Below are 22,099 nucleotides of genomic sequence, written 5' to 3'. Positions count from 1 at the left end.
CGTTAAAAGGGATGTGAAGTGAAGGCTCTCAGAGTCTGAACTAGTAACGCCCCTCTGGGGCGAAATCAAAGCCGCCTTCTATGAAGGCGGATTTTTACTAAAAAAATAGTCTGGTTTGAAATTTTAGTCAACGATAAATAATCTATGCCACTTTATTCCTTACCCATCATATAACCATTTGTTATTAAATGGGAATATAAGGTATGAGTTTCTAACTAACTTAGCAATTTCTGTTATTCAATGATAAAAGCCAATATTTACATACTGGCATAATTTCATTATGACTTATTTTATTTTGTTACTATTGCTAGGAAATATTTAATTTTGGCAAAAATTCGCAGATTAATTGATGAAGAACAGTACTAAACAGATTTACCTAATTATTTCATTTAAAAACTAAACACCCAGTCATTTCTGAATGGCCTTAATGTGTTAATAATATTATGAATTATTAAACTGTAACCATTTCACTACATCAAATGCCGCCATACATCCTGAACCTGCTAATATTCTTGCCTGACATATTTGTCATCAGAAGCATCGCCTGCTGCAAATACCCCAGGAATTGATGTCATGTTTCAAAATAATGAGATCTGCCATTAACAATAATACATCCATTATTTAGTTTTAATTTATTTTTCAAAAACCTGTATTCGGATTATGACCTATAGCCATAAAACAACCACTGATAGGAAGATCAAATAACATGCAATTGACCCTGTCGCAATAATGATACTTTCTGCCTGGTATTTATTTTTCGCCCCTGAAACCAAGAAGGGTTTAAAATCAAAATCACAACAACAGGAGAGAAACCGCCCTAGCTGCATATATCACCGCAGTATACCCAAAAGGGCCAGTTTCTATAATTAATTCTTTCGTATAAATAAACAGTAAATGCTCCTTTATTTTACTAATTAAAAGCAAATGATGATATTGGTTTAGACTGTTAGGTAAGGCAGGCTCCTCAAATCATTAAATTTAACTCAACCTGAACTACAAATTTTGAGAAACCATATTCTTAAATTGCGATAATGAAGCGACGCCAACAAGAGAATCTACAGGTTGCCCATCTTTATATACTAATGTCGTTGGTATGCCGCGAATGCCATATCTCATAGCGATATTATTAGCATCATCAATATTGATTTCCCCGAAAGTGGCACTATCTTTCATATCAATTGATAATTGATTAAACGTTGGTGCTACTGCACGACACGGGCCACACCATGGCGCCCAGAATCTAACAACACAGATCCCTTTAGAACCGACTACACTATCAAAATTATCTTCGGTTAATTCAATTAATGTACTCATATTGAATCCTCAATAAAAATTTTTAAGTTACTAAAATACAGCTCATAAATGAAACGTGGGGTATGCGCATGTATATTTGTTAACTTTGGTATTGGAACATTCATTTTATGAATCCATGTACAAAATAATCGCTAACTCAGAATACTCGACACCCTTAATTAAATTATTATATTGAATATTATAATTAGATCAATAGATCTTTTCCTATCAGGAAGATAGGCATAAGCTATCAATTAATAACGGTCAGTTATTAAAATTCTTAAAATCAATCACATAAATTCTGATTGATAACTTTAACCAGAGAAAAAACCAATGGAGAATTTGCTAATTATAAATACGATGATTTCATATACTAACTATTAAAAAATAAAAAATAACTTTATAATATGTTTACCTAAAGTTATTAACTTAGCTGCGGAAGAGTTAGCGGGTTGGTGAGGTATCAGAAATTATTATACGACTGCCAACTTGAATTTGATCAGCATCCATATATTTCACATAACAATAATCGTTAATAAAATATTATTATTTGATATTACATTTAGTTATAAACATGTTATTTTTGCACAAAAGAAAACCAACAAATAAAACTAAACACCTTACTAAGATTAATGAGGCGTCTGAATATGCACTACTTTTATTTTAAACTCGTGAGTCAATATATTAATCTGATAGTAAATGATGTTTATTTTCACAAAAATAAATTGGTGAATTGTAAAAAGATTATTTGTTAAGAATTCCAACCATACTCCCAGCACTATTTTATTTCAAAGATAAAAAACAACCTCAAAAAAGCATAAGTTAACTTATCAATCAAATACAAGGGATAATGCATGCAAAATTTTCTCCAGGCATTACAAGAATCCGGATTAGAAACCTCTAATCCCCCTGAATTATATAAACCAGAAAATAAAAATTTAGAAGTAGAGTTATCAAATTTGAAACAGCAAGTTAATGGGATACTTCAAAACAGATTACCATTAATAAATACTATCATTCCTGTAACTCTACAAGAAGATACGATTGAGGCAGAAATTTTTCCATTAACAGATATTCAATATGCCTATTTAATTGGGCGTAACCCCGGACTGGAACTAGGGGGGTTAACCAGTTGTCTATATACTGAATTAGATATTAATTCATTAGATATCAACTTGTTAAATAACGCATTAAACAAAATCATTGAATATCACCCTATGTTAAGGGCGACTTTATCTTTAGATGGACAACAGCGGATTTTACCCACGCCATTAAATTACATCATTCCTATTCAGGATTGTAGAAAGTGGTCAGAGTCAGAAAAAGATAATATGCTGGCAAAACTTCGTCAGGAAATGGAAACGCAATTATTACCTATAGATAAAGCACCTACATTCGATATACGGGCAACAATACTTAATAATGATATTACCCGTCTACATATTTATTTCGACCTGATGTTTGTCGATATTCATAGTGTCCGTTTGGTATTACGTGATTGGTGGCAAGTTTATCAAGGTTATGAGCTGCCTGCTCTACCTGATAATATAAATTTCCCCAGTTATATCAAATTAGAACGTTATCTACAGGGGCAGCCACAAGGATTACGTGATAAAACTTATTGGGAACAACAACTAGAGCATTTACCTCAACCACCGGAATTACCGTTAAAAAATGCACCAGAGATACTTTCTCCACCTGCGTTCAAACGTTACAGCCGAACAATTTCTTCTGAAACATTATTAGCTCTGAGAAAAAAAGCGGAATTACGCAAATTAACATTGGAAACTGTACTTCTCGGTATGTACGCAGAAGTGCTTCGTCAATGGTCGAAACGTCAGACTTTTACACTGACTGTCACTCAATTTGGACGCCGACCCTATTTTGATGGTATTGAAAATGTTGTCGGCAATTTCCTGCAACCCATGTTACTTGGTATTGGAGGAACAGGAGAAGAAAGCCTCAATAATCGTTTGGTACAGATCCAGACTGATTTGATGATGAACCGCTGGCACTGTTCCTACAATGGTGTTCAAGTTCTCAGAGAACTGACCCGCCGAAATCATGGCAACCGAGCAGCAACCGCCCCCGTAGTATTTAGCAATACTCTGACGGCCAATTTGGATAATGTCGTGACAGATGTCAGTTGGACAGAAGCGACCCAAATTTATAGTAGTAATCAAACCCCACAAGTTTGGTTAGAGAACCAGATTGTTCGTGTTGATGATCTTGTGCAAATTAACTGGAATACAGTCAATGAGCTATTCCCTGATGGCATGGTGGAAGCTATGTTGGATGCGTATCTGGCGCTGATAACGACTTGTGCAGAAGACAATTCAGTATGGGATAAAAACACACCACTGGTGAAATTACCTGCCTCAGATTTAGTGGAAAGAACAAAAGCCAATGCAACGGCTACCGAATTTGATCTCAAGCTACTGCATGAAATGGTTTTGCAAGCTGCTGGCAAATATCCTAATGCAATTGCACTTATTCAGGGCGAAAAACAAGTTACTTATGCAGAAATGGCCAACAAAGCCTATGCAGTAGCACAACAACTACGAAGCTCTGTCCTAATTCATCCCAATGATATTGTCGCTGTCTCCCTGCCACAAAGCCCAGAGTTAGTCATTGGTTTACTGGGTGTTCTTATGTCAGGTGCTGCCTACGTAGCCATTGATCCCCAACTGCCTGCTGAGCGTCGAATGAGTTTGCTCAACCGCTGTTCAGCCAAAGGGATTGTCACTGACAGCACAGTTTTTGAACATGATGAATTTACGCATTTACTTCGTATCAATTTGGATGAGTGTTCCATACACCAGGCAATGGATGCAGAGCAAATGACTACAGCACATTGGTCTTCCATGTCTTCAATGCAAGGATTAGATGATCTGGCCTATGTCATCTTTACCTCTGGTTCAACAGGAGAACCGAAAGGGGTGATGGCTTCCCACCGTAATGCTGCCAATACCGTATTTGATATTAATCATAAATTCCAGGTAACAGAAAAAGATGTTGTGTTGTCTGTCGCGCCTGCTGGGTTTGATTTGTCCGTCTATGACTATTTCGGGCTATTAGGTGTGGGAGGAAAAGTTATTTTTTCCATGCCAGAAACGGCCAATGACCCCAAAATCTGGCTAGACATGCTGCTCAAACATCAAATTACGATCTGGAATAGTGTCCCTGCTCCCGTGAAAGTATTGGTAGACAGAAATGGTTCCGCACTGTCCGAGACCCAATTAAGGCTAATCCTTATGAGCGGAGACTGGATACCTGTCGATCTCCCTGAACGTATTCGGGAAAGTTTGCCAAATACTGCGATCATTAGTCTCGGTGGAGCAACTGAAGGCTCTATCTGGTCGATACATTACCCCATTGAAACAATTGATAAAAACTGGAAAAGCATTCCTTATGGCAAGCCGCTGGCAAATCAAACTTTCCATGTTTTGAATAACTGGCTTCTTCCCTGCCCCAAATGGGTAACCGGAGAACTCTATATTGGTGGAGACGGAGTGACTCAAGGTTATTTGGGCGATGCAGAAAAAACTGCACTACGCTTTATTACTCATCCCGTCACAGGTGAACGGCTGTACAGAACTGGAGATTTGGGACGATATATTGCCGATGGCCTAATAGAAATTTTAGGGCGTGAAGATAATCAGGTAAAAATCAATGGATACCGCATTGAATTAGGTGAAATTGAAGCCTGCCTTCTGACCCACGAAAATGCCAGCCATGTCGTCATTGATGCTCCCATCCATGCTAAAACCGGACAACGACATATCGTCTCCTATGTTGTGCCTGAGACGCCAGAAACGTTGGATGACCCGACCCATTTTCAGGAGCAATTGAGGGAAATTGCCCGCAAAACGTTGCCCTCTTATATGGTGCCCAGTTATTACATCTTATTGCCCCATATGCCATTAACCAGTAATGGAAAAATTGACCGCAAAGCGCTGCCTATTCCTTGGTCTGATTCCGAAGAACATGCAGATGCTCCGGTTGCACCCGCTAATGAGATAGAAGCGAAAATCCTGAAACTCTGGCAAGCACAACTTCAGCACGATGATTTTGATGTCACCGATGGCTTTTTTGATATTGGCGGTGATTCACTCCATGCCGTTGGTTTACTTAGTGCACTGCGACAGGAATTTAATATTACGCCAGTTGGCGAACAGGACATCATTGAAGGGCTGTTCATGAATTCTAATATTCAGTCTTTCTCTCGCATCATCGAAACCATCGTCCAATCTCAAGCGGTGAATGAACTATGACCAAAGCATATGATTATATCGTGGTAGGCGGTGGTTCAGCAGGATGCGTGGCAGCCTCTCGCCTGTCTGAAAATAGCACAAAGTCCGTACTGCTGATTGAAGCAGGTCACGAATCTGATGTACACAACCCTGCCAGTCCACTCAGAGATGCATCAAGGCTGGTGCTGGAAGGATATAATTGGGATTACGAAGCCAATGTACGCAATGATGATGATCGGTTCGCCGCTCTCATTGCTTCTCCTGCCCATGGACAAGATAACAAACAACACTCTCGTAAGCACAAAGAGCGCAAGCCGTTCAATTATCGCGTGGGGAAAGTCCTTGGGGGTTCTTCCGCAGTCAACGGCGCTATTGCCTTGCGAGGATTTCGGAGCGATTTCGATAAATGGGCCCAAATGGGTTGCCCTAATTGGTCTTGGGAGCAAGTCCTGCCGTGGTTTAAGCATTTAGAGAATGACACTGATTATATCGGTGATGATAACCACGGCTCACAGGGACCGATGTGTCTGCGCAGACCGGCAAATAGCGAGATCCATCCCCTTGATATGGCTTTTGCCCATGCCTGCGAACAGTTTGGTGTACCTTACGTCAATGATCTCAATGTCGGTGAAGATCCCGCCGTCGGCCCTGTGCCCGCCAATGTCGTTAACGGAGCAGAAAGAGTCGATGTTTATCGCTCATACCTTGAACCGATCCTGAATAGAGCAAATCTGCATGTGCTGACGGATGCCCTGGTCACTCAGATCATTTTCAACGGCACTATCGCCTCAGGGGTAAAAATTATTCAGGCGGGAGAAGAGCTGGTTTATCAGGCCAAACAAATTATTCTCTGCGCTGGCGCAATTGGTTCGGCAACATTATTACAGCGCTCAGGTGTAGGTGATCCAGAACATCTGAGCAGATTAGGTATCCCTGTTGTTGCACAAGTGCCCGCCGTTGGCAGAAATCTAACTGACCATGCTTCCGTGGTGCTCTGGGCGCTGCCTAAAGCCGGTGTCTGTACCACGGGCCTGCCGTGGCGGCAAATTGCTGCCCGCATCAGAAGCGGTTATGACGCAAAAGTCGATGTACAAATTGGCTTGTTGAACAATGTTGCCAGTGACACCGTACCGGGATTCAGAGATCGCGTTACTTATCCAATGCTAGTTGGTGCTTCCGTCATGTTAATGCGTCCTGAGATTCAAGGACGGGTTTTCATCAATTCAGCTACGCCCACGATATTACCCCAAATTGATCTGCCGTTGACTCACTCCCCATCAAATATCGCACGCCTTGTGGGGGGAGTGCGTAAAATTTGGCAGGTTTTACGCCACCCGGAAGTGGATGTTTTTCTTGATGGCATCCAATTTTGGTCAGACTCCATGATTCATAACGACGAAATCATGAACAGTGCAATCAAAAACCTGGTTAATCCAGGCTGGCATGCGTCTGGAACGCTCAGAATGGGTGCCCATGATGATCCTGATAGCGCCGCACAAGAAGATGGCCGAGTCCATGGCATTACGGGTGTAACAGTTGCTGACGCTTCTCTATTCCCCACCATTCCCTCTATGCCAACTAATCTGACAACCATTATGACGGCTGAACGTATTGTCAGTTTTTTAATAGAGAGAGAAGCCACCAGCGAGCGGAGGACAAATGGAAACTAATTGCAGACGGGTGATTTATGCCTTTCCCCATGCAGGAGCAACAACAGCGATTTATCGCCCCTGGCTAACTGATCTCATGACCACTCAATCTGCGATCTTACAACCCGTTGCGATCCCTGGTCGTGGTTATCTGGCTAAAGAACCTGAAATTCACGATCTCGATTCCCTGATTGAACGACTGGCATCAGATATCTGGACTGATTTCCAGCAAAAACAAGCACAGGGTATCACGGAGTGGATCACCTTTGGTCATAGCTTTGGCGGCGCGCTGAGTATCGCGGTAGGTCAGGCGATAATAAAAAACTATGGCACTTCTCCTTTATTTGGCGTGGTATCCAGCTCTGTCCCTCCTCATCGTCAACCCAAAGATGAACGGCATGAATGGACAGATGAACAATTGATTCAGAAAACCAAAGCAGATCAAGGGACACCCGAAGCAATCTTGAACGAACCTGCGCTGATAAAACCTATCATCCGGCAACTGCGCAATGATTACCTGATACGCAGCCAATTTCCCCAGCTTGGCAATATACAGGTGAGTTATCCACTGGTGCTGGTTTCCGCCACTCGCGACAGTTATGTCACTTTGGCAGACATGGAAGCCTGGAAAAATTACACCTCTGACGATATTTCACTCATCCATATTGAAGGGGATCACTTTGCTGTGTACCACCACTGGGATGTTATTAAACAAATATTGCTGAGTGAAAAACCATTTGGTCTGACAAAGAACCTGGAGTAAATATGCGTATTGAGATTGATAATTTTGATAATTACCGGAAATCCTGTCGTGAATTCCTTGAGCGTGAAATCGTCCCTGAACATCAGAGGTGGGAAGAGGATGGGCTGGTTGAACGCACCTTTTGGGAGAAATTGGGCCAGTCAGGGTTATTAGGTATGAGTGTCAGCCCTGAGCTTGGGGGACTGGGAAAAAACGATTATCGGTTTGCGGTCATTCTGACAGAAGAACTCATCAAAGCAGGTGTAACTGTACCAGGTATCGTCGCTCATAACGATATTGTTGCTAGCTACATCTTTGCCCTCGGTAATCAGGAACAGAAAAAAAGATGGCTGCCAGAATTGTGTAGCGGAAAACGAGTTGCAGCCATTGCCATGACGGAACCGAGTGGAGGTTCCAATACAGCAGACATCAAAACTGTGGCTAAACGTCAAGGTGATTACTATCTGGTTAATGGCGGCAAAACTTACATCACCAATGGTATCAATGCGGATCTGATCGTTGTAGCTGTAAAAACAGAAGAGGGGCAACAAGGTCAGGGTATCAGTTTACTGGCAATAGAACGGGATATGCCCGGATTCACCAGAGGAGAACCACTAAAGAAAATTGGCTGGAATGGCAGCGACACGGCTGAACTCTTTTTCCATGACTGTCAGGTTCCTGTCACCAACCTGATTGGCCGTGAAAACCTCGGTAACTATTACTTTATGTCAGCAATGCCTCGTGAACGCCTCAGTATCTCAACTGTGGCGGTTGCCAGTGCAGAACATATATTGCAGAGCACACTGGAATATGTGAAAGAAAGAACAGCCTTCAATCAACCGATCGGCTCCTTTCAATACAACCGTTTTATTCTTGCGCAATTAGATACCGAAGTAAAAATTGCCCGAATCTACCTGGATAACGCTGTTGATCTCTTTAATCAGGGACTTTTCAGTTTAGTAGATGCAGCCCGCATCAAGTGGTGGACGACCGAACTACAAATGAAAGTGGCAGATCGTTGCCTGCAATTGCACGGCGGCTTGGGTTATATGCGTGATTCCATTGCTGGCAAAAACTGGCTAAATAGCCGCGCCCAAACTATTTACGGTGGAACCAGCGAAGTGCTGCAAGAAATCATCAGTAAATCAATTGGACTTTAAGACACAGTAATACGCAGTGGGAGGGGATAAGGTCAAGGCCATTGCGTCTTTGGAGTTAGGGTAATGGATATCAACAAACAGCCATTACCTGAATCGCAACATCATTAATAAATGTATTCATATGAGAGGTTATGTTATGGCAAATGAAACACCGACCTTATTTGAATGGATGGGAGGCCGTGAGGTTCTCATGAAACTCATGGACACCTTTTATGCCAAGGTTGAAAAAGATGAGCTGCTTGCTCCGCTGTTTAAAAATATGAAATCCGATCACCCTGGTCACGTCGCCATGTGGTTGGAAGAAGTACTCGGCGGAGAAAATCTCTATACCAAAGATCGTGGTGGCTTCAAAGTTATGATAAGCCGTCACAGAGGCAGAAGCATTCAATCTGAACAAAGAAAGAGATGGGTAGAACTGTTAATGGAATCTGCTGATGAAATCGGCTTACCTTCTGATCCTGAATTTCGCGCAGCATTCGCCGGTTACATCGAGTGGGGTTCACGCAGGGCTGAGGCCAATTCTCAACCCAATGCTGCCCCTTCACGTCGCGAAACTGTACCTAAATGGGGATGGGGAGAAGCCCCTCCAGGAACCCCTTGATTTTTAAAGAAACTTACAAGTAAAGTTAGAGAGGTGAGCTTATGCTGTTGGCCGTCAGTGATTTACATGTATCTCATGCAACAAATAGGGCTATAGTCGAATCATTCAGGCCATCAACACCTGACGATTGGCTGCTGCTGGCAGGCGACATCGCAGAACAGGAGTCAGACTTTACATGGGTCATCAGTATGCTTTCCCAACGGTTTGCTCAAGTCGTCTGGACGCCAGGAAATCATGAACTCTGGTGCACACCAAAAGATCAATTAAAGTTGCCTGGCGTACTGCGTTATGAACATCTGGTCAATATCTGCCGGCAGCATAACGTACTCACCCCCGAAGATGAATTTCGTCATTACCACATGGGCAATGGTACAACGGTGACCATTGCCCCTATTTTTACCCTATACGATTATTCATTTAGAAATACCTATGACTATACGGCGGAACAGGCCATAGAGCGCGCTCGTCGTTGTGGTGTCATTAGCTCTGACGAGTTCTTCCTGAAAACCTATCCCCATAGAAATATTATCGATTGGTGTCGGGAACGTATCCAATATACCGACAAACGCTTGAACGCCATTCCAGATGGCGAAGATATCGTACTGATAAGCCATTTCCCCATCATCCGTAAGCCGCTCGAATCCTTACGTAACATCGAATTTTCCATTTGGTGTGGCAGTGAAAAAACTCACCAATGGGCATCAAAAAAAGGGGTTCGTATGGTGGTATATGGACACCTACACATTCCTAATCTCGAATATATTCAAGATGTTGCTCATTTGGAAGTCTCTTTGGGATATCCGCGGGAATGGCAAGAGCGTGGCAGAAGTTCTTACTTAGTACAACTAGACGGATTACTGGAACACGCTAACGCGTATAGCTAATCATCTATTTTTATAATAAGAGGCTAATTTACCGATGAAAAATGATGAAATAACTCCACAGATAAAACCTCGGATCTTAATTGGGGCAACTGGGTCAGTAGATATCACTCTCCTCCCCAAATATCTTTCAGCAATTAAGGCGACGATCGACTGTACATTAACAGTATTGATGACAAACAATGCCACTACCTTTTTACCCGCCTCAACCATAGCACTCTATGCCGATCGGGTCATTAGCGGAGAGATGCCACAGGATTGGCCAACAGACAAACCTTCACGCATTGTCGCAGATCATGACATTCTCGCAGTTTTACCTGCAACGGCTAATACACTTGCGACCGTTGCTTGTGGTGGCGCAACCAATCGATTAACAACTGTCGTTCTGGCCTCCACATTTCCTGTACTGTTTTTCCCAGTCATGGGACACGTGATGTGGGAAAAAAAAGCGACACGTCGCAATATCACTCAATTACGTGATGATGGCTATCATGTTATTGAACCCGTATGGCATGAAAATTTTGATGTTTCACTACAACGAATGGTTGGACATCCTTCATTACCAGATATTGAAACAGTTATTTCACTACTGAAACAACATCTGTCAGAATAAGTTCGAGATTAATCGCGTTATGGAAGAGTATTTCGCCCCTTAATTGACAAAAAATATTCGACATGAAAGTGATCTAACATGTGGGCTGGGTACTCTTTTATTTCACATTTTCCCTGATATATAGCTGTAAATTCTTCCTTTATTCAAATATAAGTTACATATTACCACAATGGGTTCTTTTTAAAATTTGTAGAATAAATATCTTTTAATATAGCATAAGTTTTATTTTCATCTATTTTGAGTCTGGCCAGAACATTGAAAATAAACACCTTATAACCCATTTTATAACTATAAATCGGTAACTTATGTCACAACATCACAATCGTCCATTAAATAAACAAGATTATAAAACGCTGTCCTTAGCGGCTTTAGGTGGCGCACTGGAATTTTACGACTTTATTATCTTTGTCTTTTTTGCTGTTGCACTTGGAGAACTCTTCTTCCCTGCGGATATACCTGAATGGCTCAGACAACTACAGACATTTGGTATTTTTGCAGCGGGTTATCTGGTTCGGCCTTTAGGTGGGATAGTCATGGCTCATTTTGGCGATCTCATTGGGCGTAAGAAAATGTTTTCACTCAGCATATTGATGATGGCCATACCAACACTGGCCATTGGCATGTTACCCACCTATGATACCATAGGTATTACTGCCCCTATTCTTCTGTTATTAATGCGGATTATGCAGGGCGCTGCAATTGGTGGAGAAGTGCCCGGAGCTTGGGTTTTTGTGGCAGAACATGTTCCTCATAAACGTGTCGGATTTGCCTGTGGTGTTTTAACGGCAGGATTGAGTTTGGGGATTTTATTTGGTTCTCTCGTAGCAACCATTATTACTACTATTTATTCCAGACAAGAAGTCTTGGATTGGGCATGGCGCCTGCCATTTTTCTTAGGCGGTATTTTCGGTTTATGCGCCATGTATCTGCGCCGTTGGTTGCATGAAACCCCTGTCTTCAAGGAAATGCAGGAACGCAAAGCGTTGGCAGAAGAGTTACCACTAAAAACTGTCGTTTTTAATCACAAGCGCGCCATCTCTATTTCCATGCTGCTGACATGGCTCCTTTCCGCAGGCATTGTCGTTGTCATCTTGATGACGCCAACCTATATGCAGACAGTATTTAATCTGGAACAATCACTGACTTTGAAAGCAAACAGTCTGGCCATCATTTCATTGGCGATTGGCTGTATCTCTGTAGGATATTTATGTGATAAATGGGGAGCCGGTATCGTGCTGATTATCGGTTGCATTCTATTAGCTGCCACAACATGGTTTTTCTACCACAATATTAGCCATGAACCGCTTAAACTATTTAGTGCTTATTCCCTCGCTGGTCTGGCTGTAGGTGTGATTGGCGCAACTCCTTTTGTCATGGTAAAGAGCTATCCGCCAGAAGTCAGGTTCAGTGGCATTTCATTTTCATATAATTTGGCTTATGCCATTTTTGGTGGATTGACACCTATTTTCGTCACCTTATTGCTGGCATATACCTCACTGGCCCCCGCTTACTATATGATGACTTTATCGGCTGTCGGTCTTTTATTGGGGTTTTACTTGCGGAAAAAATCTATCTGAAAAAGCAGATGGAAATAAAGTGCAGGATGAGCATAAATCACTCATCCTGTCTAAAAACGGTTAAGCGTGTTTCACTTCACCAATCGGCAGAACAGTACGGCCATATTGTTCATTCAGAACTTCAGCCATTGCCAGATAGAAAGCACTCGCACCACAGATAACGCCTTCAAAACCTGCGAAGGTCAAGATGCTGGCATTACCGGTGATATTGCCAATTGCCAGCAGTGCAAACAGCAGCGTCAAGCTGCCAAAGACAAATTGCAGGACACGGTTAGCTTTCAACGTACCAAAGAACATAAACAGCGTGAAAATTCCCCATAGAGCGAGATAAACGCCAAGGAACGCATTGCTGGTTGCTTCAGCCAGCCCCATTTTTGGCAGGAGCAGCAAAGCAATCAGGCTCAACCAAAACAAACCGTAAGAGGTAAATGCGGTTGCAGCAAACGTATTTCCTTTTTTATACTCAAAGATGCCGGCCAGAATCTGAGCCAAACCACCATAAAAAATTCCCATGCTCAAAATTACTGAGGCTAATGGGAAAAAACCTGCATTGTGCAGATTCAACAAAATGGTTGTCATGCCAAAACCCATTAAACCCAGTGGGCCTGGGTTTGCCAACTGATTAGAATGCATATTTCCCCTAAAAAATTCAAATAAAACAAAATACTCAAAAAATTATCGTGGCGCTTTCCTGCACCACGAAATCAGAAAAGGCGGCGAATCATAATGTGATGACATCAACTACACAATGGCTCGTGAAAAATTTTTTTATTAAATCTCAATTTTTTTTCAATTCTCCCCTTGATGACGAGATGAATGACCCCATCTAAGTCTCAACTACAGTTACTACTGAATATTTCGGCATTAGCTGGAAAACAAAATGAGGAATTTCTGGCAAACAGGGCCATTGAAAAGCAAACATTCGTCCTCATATAGCTAGTAACTTGACCGAATATATGAATTTTTTGTGGAGGCGTTTAGATGGGTAAAATTATTGGTATCGACTTGGGAACTACCAACTCTTGTGTAGCAATTATGGACGGCACAACCACTCGTGTGCTTGAAAACAGCGAAGGTGACCGTACCACACCTTCTATCATCGCATATACTCAGGATGGTGAAACTCTGGTTGGTCAACCAGCTAAACGTCAGGCTGTTACTAACCCGCAAAACACCCTGTTCGCCATTAAACGCTTGATTGGCCGTCGTTTCCAAGACGAAGAAGTGCAGCGTGACGTATCTATCATGCCATACAAAATCATGGGTGCAGACAACGGCGATGCGTGGCTGGAAGTCAAAGGCCAAAAAATAGCTCCACCTCAGGTTTCTGCTGAAGTTCTGAAAAAAATGAAGAAAACCGCGGAAGATTATCTGGGAGAACCAGTAACCGAAGCAGTTATCACCGTTCCTGCATACTTCAACGACGCACAGCGTCAGGCAACTAAAGATGCTGGCCGTATCGCAGGTCTGGAAGTTAAGCGTATCATCAACGAACCCACTGCGGCTGCACTGGCTTACGGCCTGGACAGAGAAGTGGGCAACCGCACCATCGCAGTTTATGACTTGGGTGGTGGTACTTTCGACATCTCTATCATCGAAATCGATGAAGTTGATGGCGAAAAAACGTATGAAGTTCTGGCAACCAATGGTGATACCCACTTAGGTGGTGAAGATTTCGACAGCCGCATGATCAACTATCTGGTTGACGAATTTAAGAAAGAACAAGGCATCGATCTGCGTAATGACCCACTGGCAATGCAGCGTCTGAAAGAAGCAGCAGAAAAAGCGAAAATCGAACTTTCTTCTGCACAGCAGACTGATGTAAACCTGCCATACATCACAGCAGATGCAACCGGTCCTAAGCACATGAACATTAAAGTGACTCGTGCAAAACTGGAATCTCTGGTTGAAGACTTGGTTAAACGTTCTATCGAGCCTCTGAAAGTTGCATTGAATGACGCGGGCCTGTCTGTCTCTGACGTTAACGACGTTATTCTGGTTGGTGGTCAGACTCGTATGCCACTGGTGCAGAAAGCAGTTGCAGATTTCTTCGGCAAAGAACCACGTAAAGACGTGAACCCAGATGAAGCAGTTGCAATGGGTGCAGCAGTTCAAGGCGGTGTACTGGCTGGTGACGTGAAAGACGTTCTGCTGCTGGACGTAACTCCACTGTCTCTGGGTATTGAAACCATGGGCGGCGTGATGACTTCCCTGATTTCTAAGAACACCACTATCCCAACTAAACATAGTCAAGTGTTCTCTACAGCGGAAGACAACCAGTCTGCGGTAACGATCCATGTACTACAAGGTGAGCGTAAGCGTGCCAGCGATAACAAATCTCTGGGTCAGTTCAACCTGGATGGTATCCAGCCAGCAATGCGCGGTACTCCGCAGATCGAAGTTACTTTCGATATCGATGCTGACGGCATCCTGCACGTTTCTGCGAAAGACAAAAACTCGGGCCGTGAGCAAAACATCACCATCAAGGCATCTTCTGGTTTGAACGAAGAAGAAATCCAACAGATGGTACGTGACGCAGAAGCAAACGCAGAAGCTGACCGCAAGTTTGAAGAGTTGGTTCAGATTCGTAACCAAGCTGACCAATTGATCCACGGCACTCGTAAGCAAGTTGAAGAAGCGGGTGACAAACTCACTGCGGATGATAAAGCGGCAATCGAGAAAGCAACTTCTGAACTGGAAACTGCTGCGAAAGGCGAAGATAAAGCTGAAATTGAAGCGAAGATCCAAGCCCTGGTTGAAGCATCCAAGAAACTGCTGGAAATTGCACAACAACAAGCCCAGGCTGGTGCTGCTGCCGATGCTGGCGCAAACAACGCGAAGAAAGACGACGACGTTGTAGACGCTGAATTCGAAGAAGTTAAAGACAAAAAATAATAGCCCTTAGCGGGCAAAGTAACAGGGCGCCTGTTACTTGTTAACTGGCACGGGCGTTGAGGTAACTCCACGCCCGTGCGTGCGTGTTAAGGGTAAACAATACGATGGCAAAAAAAGATTATTACGAAGTTTTGGGAGTTTCCAAAACCGCAGACGAAAAAGAGATCAAAAAAGCCTATAAACGGCTGGCAATGAAATATCACCCTGACCGTAACCAGGGTGATAAAGAATCAGAAAGTAAATTCAAAGAAATTAAAGAAGCGTATGAGATCCTGACAGACTCTCAGAAACGTGCCGCTTATGACCAATATGGTCACGCAGCCTTTGAACAGGGTGGCATGGGCGGTGGCGCAGGTGGTTTCGGTGGCGGAGCTGACTTTAGCGATATCTTTGGTGACGTTTTCGGAGATATTTTCGGTGGTGGCCGTCGTCAGCAGCGTCCTAGCCGTGGCTCAGACCTGCGTTACAGCATGGAATTAACCCTGGAAGAAGCTGTCCGTGGTGTGACCAAAGAGATCCGCATTCCAACCCTGGAATCTTGTGATACCTGTCATGGCAGCGGAGCTAAAGCGGGCACCAGCCCAGAAACTTGCCCAACCTGTCACGGGGCAGGTCAGGTACAAATGCGCCAAGGGTTCTTCGCAGTTCAACAGGCTTGTCCGCAGTGTCATGGACGCGGAAAAATCATCAAAGATCCTTGCGGTAAATGTCATGGACATGGTCGTGTTGAAAAATACAAAACGCTGTCCGTTAAAATTCCAGCAGGCGTCGACACTGGCGATCGCATTCGCTTGAGTGGTGAAGGTGAAGCCGGTGAACACGGAGCACCATCCGGCGATTTGTACGTTCAGGTGCAAGTCAAGCCTCACCATATCTTCGAGCGCGATGGTAGCAATCTTTATTGTGAAGTTCCGATCAACTTCGCAACCGCGGCATTGGGCGGAGAAATTGAAGTTCCAACCCTTGATGGTCGTGTCAGCCTGAAAATCCCGACGGAAACCCAGACTGGCAAGTTGTTCCGTATGAAAGGTAAAGGTGTTAAATCCGTCCGTGGCGGTGTTCAGGGCGACTTGCTGTGCCGTGTCGTAGTAGAAACACCGGTTAAGCTGAATGAAGAGCAAAAAGAACTGATGCGTAAATTGGGCGAATCTTTTGGCGGAAAAAGCGGTGAAACCAACAGCCCTCGCTCCAAAAGTTTCCTTGATGGCGTGAAGAAATTTTTTGATGATCTGACTAAGTAATTTGATACCTTTGTGAGATCTCGCATAAATCCCGCCTGATTATCTTTCTAATGTGTTGATAATCCGGCGGGATTTCTAATCTATTAAGTTACCTTCAATTTTAAAGGGAAGTGAATTTTTGCTTTACCCTAGCTTCGTACCAATAACCCCAGCCACAATCACAATACAAGCTAATAATCGCATTTTACTAAACGGTTCCCGCAAGATAACGACTGACAATAACATTGCAAATAACACGCTAGTTTCGCGCAATGCCGCAACCAGCACGATAGGTGCATGGCTCATAGCCCAAATCACGATGCCATAACTCAATAATTGCATCAGCCCGCCCAGTACTCCCTGTTTCCAGTATTGGTGGAGCATCCTTCCGGCAGTATTCCAATACCGGAAATACATAATTGCGCCCATTACCCAGCCATTGATAGCAAACAGCCATAAGATATAGGACAAAGTATTATCGCTGGCTCTGGAGCCGGCTCCATCGGATAAAGTATAACCAGCGGTAAATACCGATGTTGTGATTACTGCAATTAACGTTTTGCGATCCAGTTGAAGAGAATTTTTCCCGTGTGGAAAAGCAATTAACATAATCCCCACGATAATAAGCCCTACTCCTAACATAGCAAGGGGAGGTAACATTTCCTGCAAAATTACCCAACTAAATAAAGCGGTAATGAGTGGCGCACAACCTCTGGCAATTGGATATACCTGCCCTAAATCTCCCGTAGCATAAGAGCGGCTTAAAAACAGACAATAAGCCGTATGTAAAACAGCAGAGAAGATTAACCACGGCAGAGAGGATAATGATGGCAATTCAACCCAAAACAATCCCAATGTGGCGATAATTCCGGCAAAAAAGACAATGATTGAAATGCCCAAGAACCGATCTGCGCTAATCTTAACCAAGGCATTCCAACTGGCATGTAGCAACGCTGCGCCAAGGACAAACAGGAAAAGTAACGTTGTCATGGAGTATCTTACTCATATCGTTAGCACAAATAATGATTAAAATTTCTTCTTCTATACAGTGTAATTTATCAATAGTTCGAAAAATATTATTTCATTATATTACAATTCGAATATAGCGATTAATATAGCATAAATAATCTACTTTTTCCGAAGTTATGACTAGCATAACATGCATGACTTTGATCCATTTCATAGGTTAATTTATCCATGACTGCAATCATTCGCCAATTTTTGAAATTAGAGGCCGCTGGAGGAGTCCTTCTCATTATAGCGGCCATTTTTGCGCTGGTTATGGCGAATACGCCATTGCAGGGTATTTATCATCAATTTCTCAACCTTCCTGTTGCAGTGCAATTCGCAGCGCTGGAAATCAATAAGCCATTATTACTATGGATAAATGATGGATTAATGGCCGTGTTTTTTCTCATTGTCGGGCTGGAAGTGAAACGGGAACTCATGGAAGGCTCACTTGCTGGTCGCGACAAAGCCATTTTCCCAGCCATTGCTGCACTTGGGGGGATGTTAGCTCCAGCATTGATCTATCTGCTGTTTAATGGCAGTGATGAAATCACCCAACAAGGTTGGGCAATTCCCTGCGCAACAGATATTGCTTTTGCACTAGGGATCATGGCGTTATTGGGGAAACGCGTTCCCACCGCATTAAAAGTATTTTTGCTTGCGCTGGCGATTATTGATGATTTAGGTGTCATCATTATTATCGCTTTGTTCTATACCAAAACAATATCCTTGGCAGCATTAGGCTTGGCGACTGCCATGATTGGGCTATTGGCTTGGATGAATTGGAAAGGAATAGCTAAAACATCCGCTTATCTGATTGTTGGTGCTGTTTTATGGGTGTGTATCTTGAAATCAGGTGTTCATGCCACACTGGCTGGCGTTATTGTTGGATTCTTGATCCCTCTTCGAGATAAAAAAGGTGAGTCACCCTCAGAAACCCTGGAGCATGAACTGCATTCATGGGTTGCTTATTTAATTCTGCCACTGTTTGCTTTTGCCAATGCGGGTGTTTCACTACGGGGCGTCACATTAGGTGGCTTAACCAGTATATTACCAATAGGCATTGCACTTGGCCTGTTTATTGGTAAGCCATTGGGTATTTTCCTGTTTAGCTGGATTTCGGTAAAACTGGGAATCGCCAAATTGCCGGAAAAAATTGGCATGAAACAAATCTTTGCTGTTTCCGTACTGTGTGGAATCGGTTTTACCATGTCTATCTTTATCTCAGGTCTGGCATTTGAAGGTCTCAATGATACCTTCAGTACTTATTCACGCTTGGGCATATTGATTGGTTCCACAACCGCGGCTGTTGTTGGTTATGGGTTACTCACCATACTGTTACCGAAGAAAAATGCCGAAGAAAAAACGTGGTCAAAAAGAGATGAATAGATTAATTTAAGCACAGATATAGAAAGAATTTCCGAGGTAATTCACTCTTTTAATATTTGCGGCAAAACTTTTATAACTGCAATGCCATAACTGAGATGCCGCGAGTATTTTCATAGTAATAAAAATAGTGATAGAAAAATAGGAAAACGCCATAATCTGGCGACCTGAAATGTATGGTCACGACTGTTATACAGATGTGAGGCGATACACAAGGATAAATATATGCGGGTTTCACATTTAAATTTTAACCACCTCTATTATTTTTGGCACGTTTGCAAGGAAGGCTCTGTTGTGGGAGCGGCAGAAGCGCTATATCTGACCCCACAAACCATTACAGGACAGATAAAAGCGTTGGAAGAGCGTCTGGGTGGAAAGTTATTCAAACGCCAGGGAAGAGGATTAGTACCCTCAGAACTAGGACAATTAGTTTTCCGCTATGCGGATAAGATGTTTACACTCAGCCAAGAAATGATGGACATCGTTACTTACAGCCGAGAATCAAATCTGCTGTTTGATGTGGGTGTCGCTGATGCGCTGTCCAAACGTTTAGTCAGTAAAGTGTTGGAAACGACCGTTGTAGAGCACGAAAAGATCCACTTGCGGTGTTTTGAATCGACACATGAAATGCTGCTTGAACAACTTAGCCAGCATAAGCTGGATATGATCCTATCCGATTGTCCAGTAGATTCTTCTCAACAGGAAGGATTGTTTTCAGTGAAATTGGGGGAATGTAATATCAGTTTTTACTGCCGCCAACCGATCCCAGAAAAACCCTTTCCAGCATGTTTGGAAGAGCGCCGTTTATTAATTCCGGGTCGCCGCTCGATGTTGGGCAGAAAGCTCCTGACATGGATACGCAATAAAAATCTTGAAGTTGAAGTGCTGGGCGAATTTGATGATGCCGCTTTGATGAAAGCATTTGGTTTGTATCACAACGCCATTTTCATTGCGCCTTCTTTCTACGCCAATGATATTTTCGCTGATAGTGATATTGTTGAGATAGGTCGATTGGATACGGTACAGGAAGAATATTACGTCATCTTTGCCGAGCGTATGATTCAGCATCCGGCAGTCCAGCGCGTGTGTAACAAAGATTTTTCTGCTTTATTCAGCTCACCGCCAAAAAGTCGCCCTGAAAAATTATATTAAAGTTATTGTTTAAAAACAGCATATTAAAACTAATACGTTAAAACCAGCAGATACAAAAAAACCGGCTTTGAGCCGGTTTTTTTAGCATCATCAAAACCAATGATTACATTGCTTTGATTTGTGCTGCCAGAGCAGATTTATGACGTGCTGCTTTGTTTTTGTGGATCAGACCTTTGCAGGCGTGACGATCAACAATTGGTTGCATGTCATTGAATGCTTTCTGTGCAGCTTCTTTATCGCCAGCAGCGATAGCCGCGTAGACTTTCTTGATAAAAGTGCGCACCATAGAACGACGGCTCGCATTGTGCTGACGGCGTTTCTCAGACTGTACGGCGCGTTTCTTAGCTGATTTGATATTAGCCAAGGTCCAACTCCCAAATATATTCTATCGAGGACAATTCAAAGGCCGAGGAATATGCCTGTTCAGCCTTCTTTTGTCAATGGATTTGTGCAAATAAGCGTCGTTGTACAGCGACGCTGGTTACGTTGTGATGGGGCGGGATTTTATCAGCTTACTCAGAGGGAATACAGTCTTTCGCAATAAAAAACTGAATGAATCACAGAGAAATGCGATAAATTAAATATTTTTCGGGCATCTAGCCTATTTTTATTGTATGAATCAGGTTATTAATTAAAACCCTTTGTGATCGTGGGTTAACCTTAAGCTTTGTACAAGGTATAATCCAACAATTTCCACGGTATTGAGCCAGCTATGGAGCTAATTCGCGGTATACACAATATCCGGGCGCGTCACCATGGTTGCGTGCTGACGATTGGTAATTTTGATGGTGTCCATCGCGGGCATCAAGCTTTATTAAAACACTTGAAGCAAGAAGGGCAGCGTCTCGGATTACCGACGATGGTTATGATTTTCGAACCGCAGCCTCTGGAAGTTTTTGTGGCAGATAAAGCGCCAGCTCGCCTGACTAGGCTGAGAGATAAAATAAAGTATCTAGCCCAAAATGACGTTGATTATCTGTTATGTGTGAAATTTGACAAACATTTTGCAGCCAACTCACCTGAAGCCTTTGTTTCACAGTTGCTCGTTGAAAAACTGGGTGTTAAGTTTCTGGCAATAGGAGACGATTTCCGTTTTGGCAAAAATCGCCGCGGAGATTTCCACTATTTGCAGCAAGCAGGTAAACAATACCGTTTTGATGTCGCCAGCACAGACAGTTTTTGTGACAGCGGTCTTAGGATCAGCAGTACAGCCATTCGTCAGGCACTGCAAAGTGATGACTTGGCCTTGGCTGAAATATTACTGGGGCATCCTTACAGTATAAGTGGCAGAGTTGTTCATGGTAAGCAATTGGGACGCACCATTGGTTTTCCCACTGCCAACTTACCATTGAAACGTCTCGTTGCGCCTGTTAAGGGCGTTTATGCTGTTGAGGTCCACGGACTGGGCGATACCCCCCTACCGGGTGTTGCAAACATAGGCAATCGCCCCACAGTTGCTGGCCTTGGCCTGCAACTTGAAGTGCATTTGATTGATACCCAAATGGATCTGTATGGGCATCATATCGATGTGGTATTACGTAAAAAATTGCGTAATGAGCAGCGATTTGCTTCGCTTGATGCGCTTAAACAGCAAATCGCAAATGATGTGGTTGTTGCGAGGAACTATCTCTTGCAGCGATCCAAGTCATGTATCTAGCGGAAAATTGGA

General features: G+C 43.0%; 17 protein-coding genes. 13 read left to right on the top strand and 4 right to left on the bottom strand.

Annotated features, from left to right (window positions below; genetic code table 11):
* Positions 1-993 precede the first annotated feature (993 nt).
* Positions 994-1,314 carry a thioredoxin gene (gene trxA / locus Xentx_RS11780; protein ID WP_074020425.1) on the bottom strand — a complete coding sequence of 107 codons (321 nt, stop codon included), beginning with the start codon at positions 1,312-1,314 and terminating at the stop codon, positions 994-996.
* 833 nt (positions 1,315-2,147) lie between these two features.
* Between trxA and Xentx_RS11775 the strand changes: the two genes are divergently transcribed.
* The 8 genes from Xentx_RS11775 to Xentx_RS11740 all read left to right on the top strand — a co-directional run bounded on the left by Xentx_RS11775 (position 2,148) and on the right by Xentx_RS11740 (position 12,769).
* Complete coding sequence (locus Xentx_RS11775) at positions 2,148-5,567, top strand: non-ribosomal peptide synthetase (RefSeq protein WP_074020424.1); 3,420 nt, start codon at positions 2,148-2,150, stop codon at positions 5,565-5,567.
* On the top strand, positions 5,564-7,216 hold the full coding sequence (locus Xentx_RS11770) for a GMC family oxidoreductase (protein ID WP_074020423.1): 1,653 nt from the start codon (positions 5,564-5,566) through the stop codon (positions 7,214-7,216). The genes Xentx_RS11775 and Xentx_RS11770 overlap by 4 nt, the downstream gene beginning before the upstream one ends.
* Entirely contained in the window at positions 7,206-7,958 is a 753-nt protein-coding gene (locus tag Xentx_RS11765) for a thioesterase II family protein (RefSeq protein ID WP_074020422.1), read from the top strand. The genes Xentx_RS11770 and Xentx_RS11765 overlap by 11 nt, the downstream gene beginning before the upstream one ends.
* A gap of 2 nt (positions 7,959-7,960) precedes the next feature.
* The gene (locus tag Xentx_RS11760) at positions 7,961-9,097 is read left to right on the top strand and encodes an acyl-CoA dehydrogenase family protein (RefSeq protein WP_074020421.1); all 1,137 of its coding nucleotides are present in this window, start codon (positions 7,961-7,963) and stop codon (positions 9,095-9,097) included.
* A gap of 136 nt (positions 9,098-9,233) precedes the next feature.
* The gene (locus Xentx_RS11755; protein WP_074020420.1) at positions 9,234-9,698 is read left to right on the top strand and encodes a group II truncated hemoglobin; all 465 of its coding nucleotides are present in this window, start codon (positions 9,234-9,236) and stop codon (positions 9,696-9,698) included.
* 41 nt (positions 9,699-9,739) lie between these two features.
* A complete protein-coding gene (locus Xentx_RS11750) occupies positions 9,740-10,582 on the top strand; it encodes a metallophosphoesterase family protein (protein ID WP_074020419.1) in 843 nt (280 codons plus the stop codon).
* Positions 10,583-10,616: 34 nt separating this feature from the next.
* On the top strand, positions 10,617-11,192 hold the full coding sequence (locus Xentx_RS11745) for a flavoprotein (protein WP_074020418.1): 576 nt from the start codon (positions 10,617-10,619) through the stop codon (positions 11,190-11,192).
* A gap of 305 nt (positions 11,193-11,497) precedes the next feature.
* On the top strand, positions 11,498-12,769 hold the full coding sequence (locus Xentx_RS11740; RefSeq protein WP_074020417.1) for an MFS transporter: 1,272 nt from the start codon (positions 11,498-11,500) through the stop codon (positions 12,767-12,769).
* Positions 12,770-12,829: 60 nt separating this feature from the next.
* Here the strand turns inward: Xentx_RS11740 and satP are convergent, their stop codons facing one another.
* Positions 12,830-13,402 carry an acetate uptake transporter gene (satP, locus tag Xentx_RS11735; protein WP_074020416.1) on the bottom strand — a complete coding sequence of 191 codons (573 nt, stop codon included), beginning with the start codon at positions 13,400-13,402 and terminating at the stop codon, positions 12,830-12,832.
* A 348-nt stretch (positions 13,403-13,750) separates the two neighbouring features.
* Here satP and dnaK point away from each other — a divergent pair, with 348 nt between their 5' ends.
* Both dnaK and dnaJ read left to right on the top strand, forming a co-directional pair.
* Positions 13,751-15,664 carry a molecular chaperone DnaK gene (dnaK, locus tag Xentx_RS11730; RefSeq protein WP_074020415.1) on the top strand — a complete coding sequence of 638 codons (1,914 nt, stop codon included), beginning with the start codon at positions 13,751-13,753 and terminating at the stop codon, positions 15,662-15,664.
* A gap of 104 nt (positions 15,665-15,768) precedes the next feature.
* Positions 15,769-16,905, top strand: coding sequence for a molecular chaperone DnaJ (gene dnaJ, locus Xentx_RS11725; RefSeq protein ID WP_074020414.1), 1,137 nt, complete (start codon positions 15,769-15,771; stop codon positions 16,903-16,905).
* A 123-nt stretch (positions 16,906-17,028) separates the two neighbouring features.
* On the opposite strand, the gene Xentx_RS11720 is transcribed toward dnaJ, so the two are convergent.
* Positions 17,029-17,874: a DMT family transporter gene (locus Xentx_RS11720; RefSeq protein ID WP_074020413.1), complete on the bottom strand. Its 846-nt coding sequence runs from the start codon at positions 17,872-17,874 to the stop codon at positions 17,029-17,031.
* A 207-nt stretch (positions 17,875-18,081) separates the two neighbouring features.
* Between Xentx_RS11720 and nhaA the strand changes: the two genes are divergently transcribed.
* Positions 18,082-19,281 carry a Na+/H+ antiporter NhaA gene (nhaA, locus tag Xentx_RS11715; protein ID WP_074020412.1) on the top strand — a complete coding sequence of 400 codons (1,200 nt, stop codon included), beginning with the start codon at positions 18,082-18,084 and terminating at the stop codon, positions 19,279-19,281.
* A gap of 222 nt (positions 19,282-19,503) precedes the next feature.
* Positions 19,504-20,430: a transcriptional activator NhaR gene (nhaR, locus tag Xentx_RS11710; protein ID WP_074020411.1), complete on the top strand. Its 927-nt coding sequence runs from the start codon at positions 19,504-19,506 to the stop codon at positions 20,428-20,430.
* A 103-nt stretch (positions 20,431-20,533) separates the two neighbouring features.
* On the opposite strand, the gene rpsT is transcribed toward nhaR, so the two are convergent.
* On the bottom strand, positions 20,534-20,794 hold the full coding sequence (gene rpsT, locus Xentx_RS11705) for a 30S ribosomal protein S20 (RefSeq protein WP_038240544.1): 261 nt from the start codon (positions 20,792-20,794) through the stop codon (positions 20,534-20,536).
* Positions 20,795-21,142: 348 nt separating this feature from the next.
* Here rpsT and ribF point away from each other — a divergent pair, with 348 nt between their 5' ends.
* Positions 21,143-22,087 carry a bifunctional riboflavin kinase/FAD synthetase gene (gene ribF, locus Xentx_RS11700; RefSeq protein WP_074020410.1) on the top strand — a complete coding sequence of 315 codons (945 nt, stop codon included), beginning with the start codon at positions 21,143-21,145 and terminating at the stop codon, positions 22,085-22,087.
* Positions 22,088-22,099 lie beyond the last annotated feature (12 nt).

This window comes from Xenorhabdus thuongxuanensis, assembly GCF_001908095.1.
GTDB lineage: Bacteria > Pseudomonadota > Gammaproteobacteria > Enterobacterales > Enterobacteriaceae > Xenorhabdus > Xenorhabdus thuongxuanensis.
The sequence above is the reverse complement of the archived record's forward strand: the minus strand, read 5'-3'. Positions and strand labels throughout refer to the sequence as shown.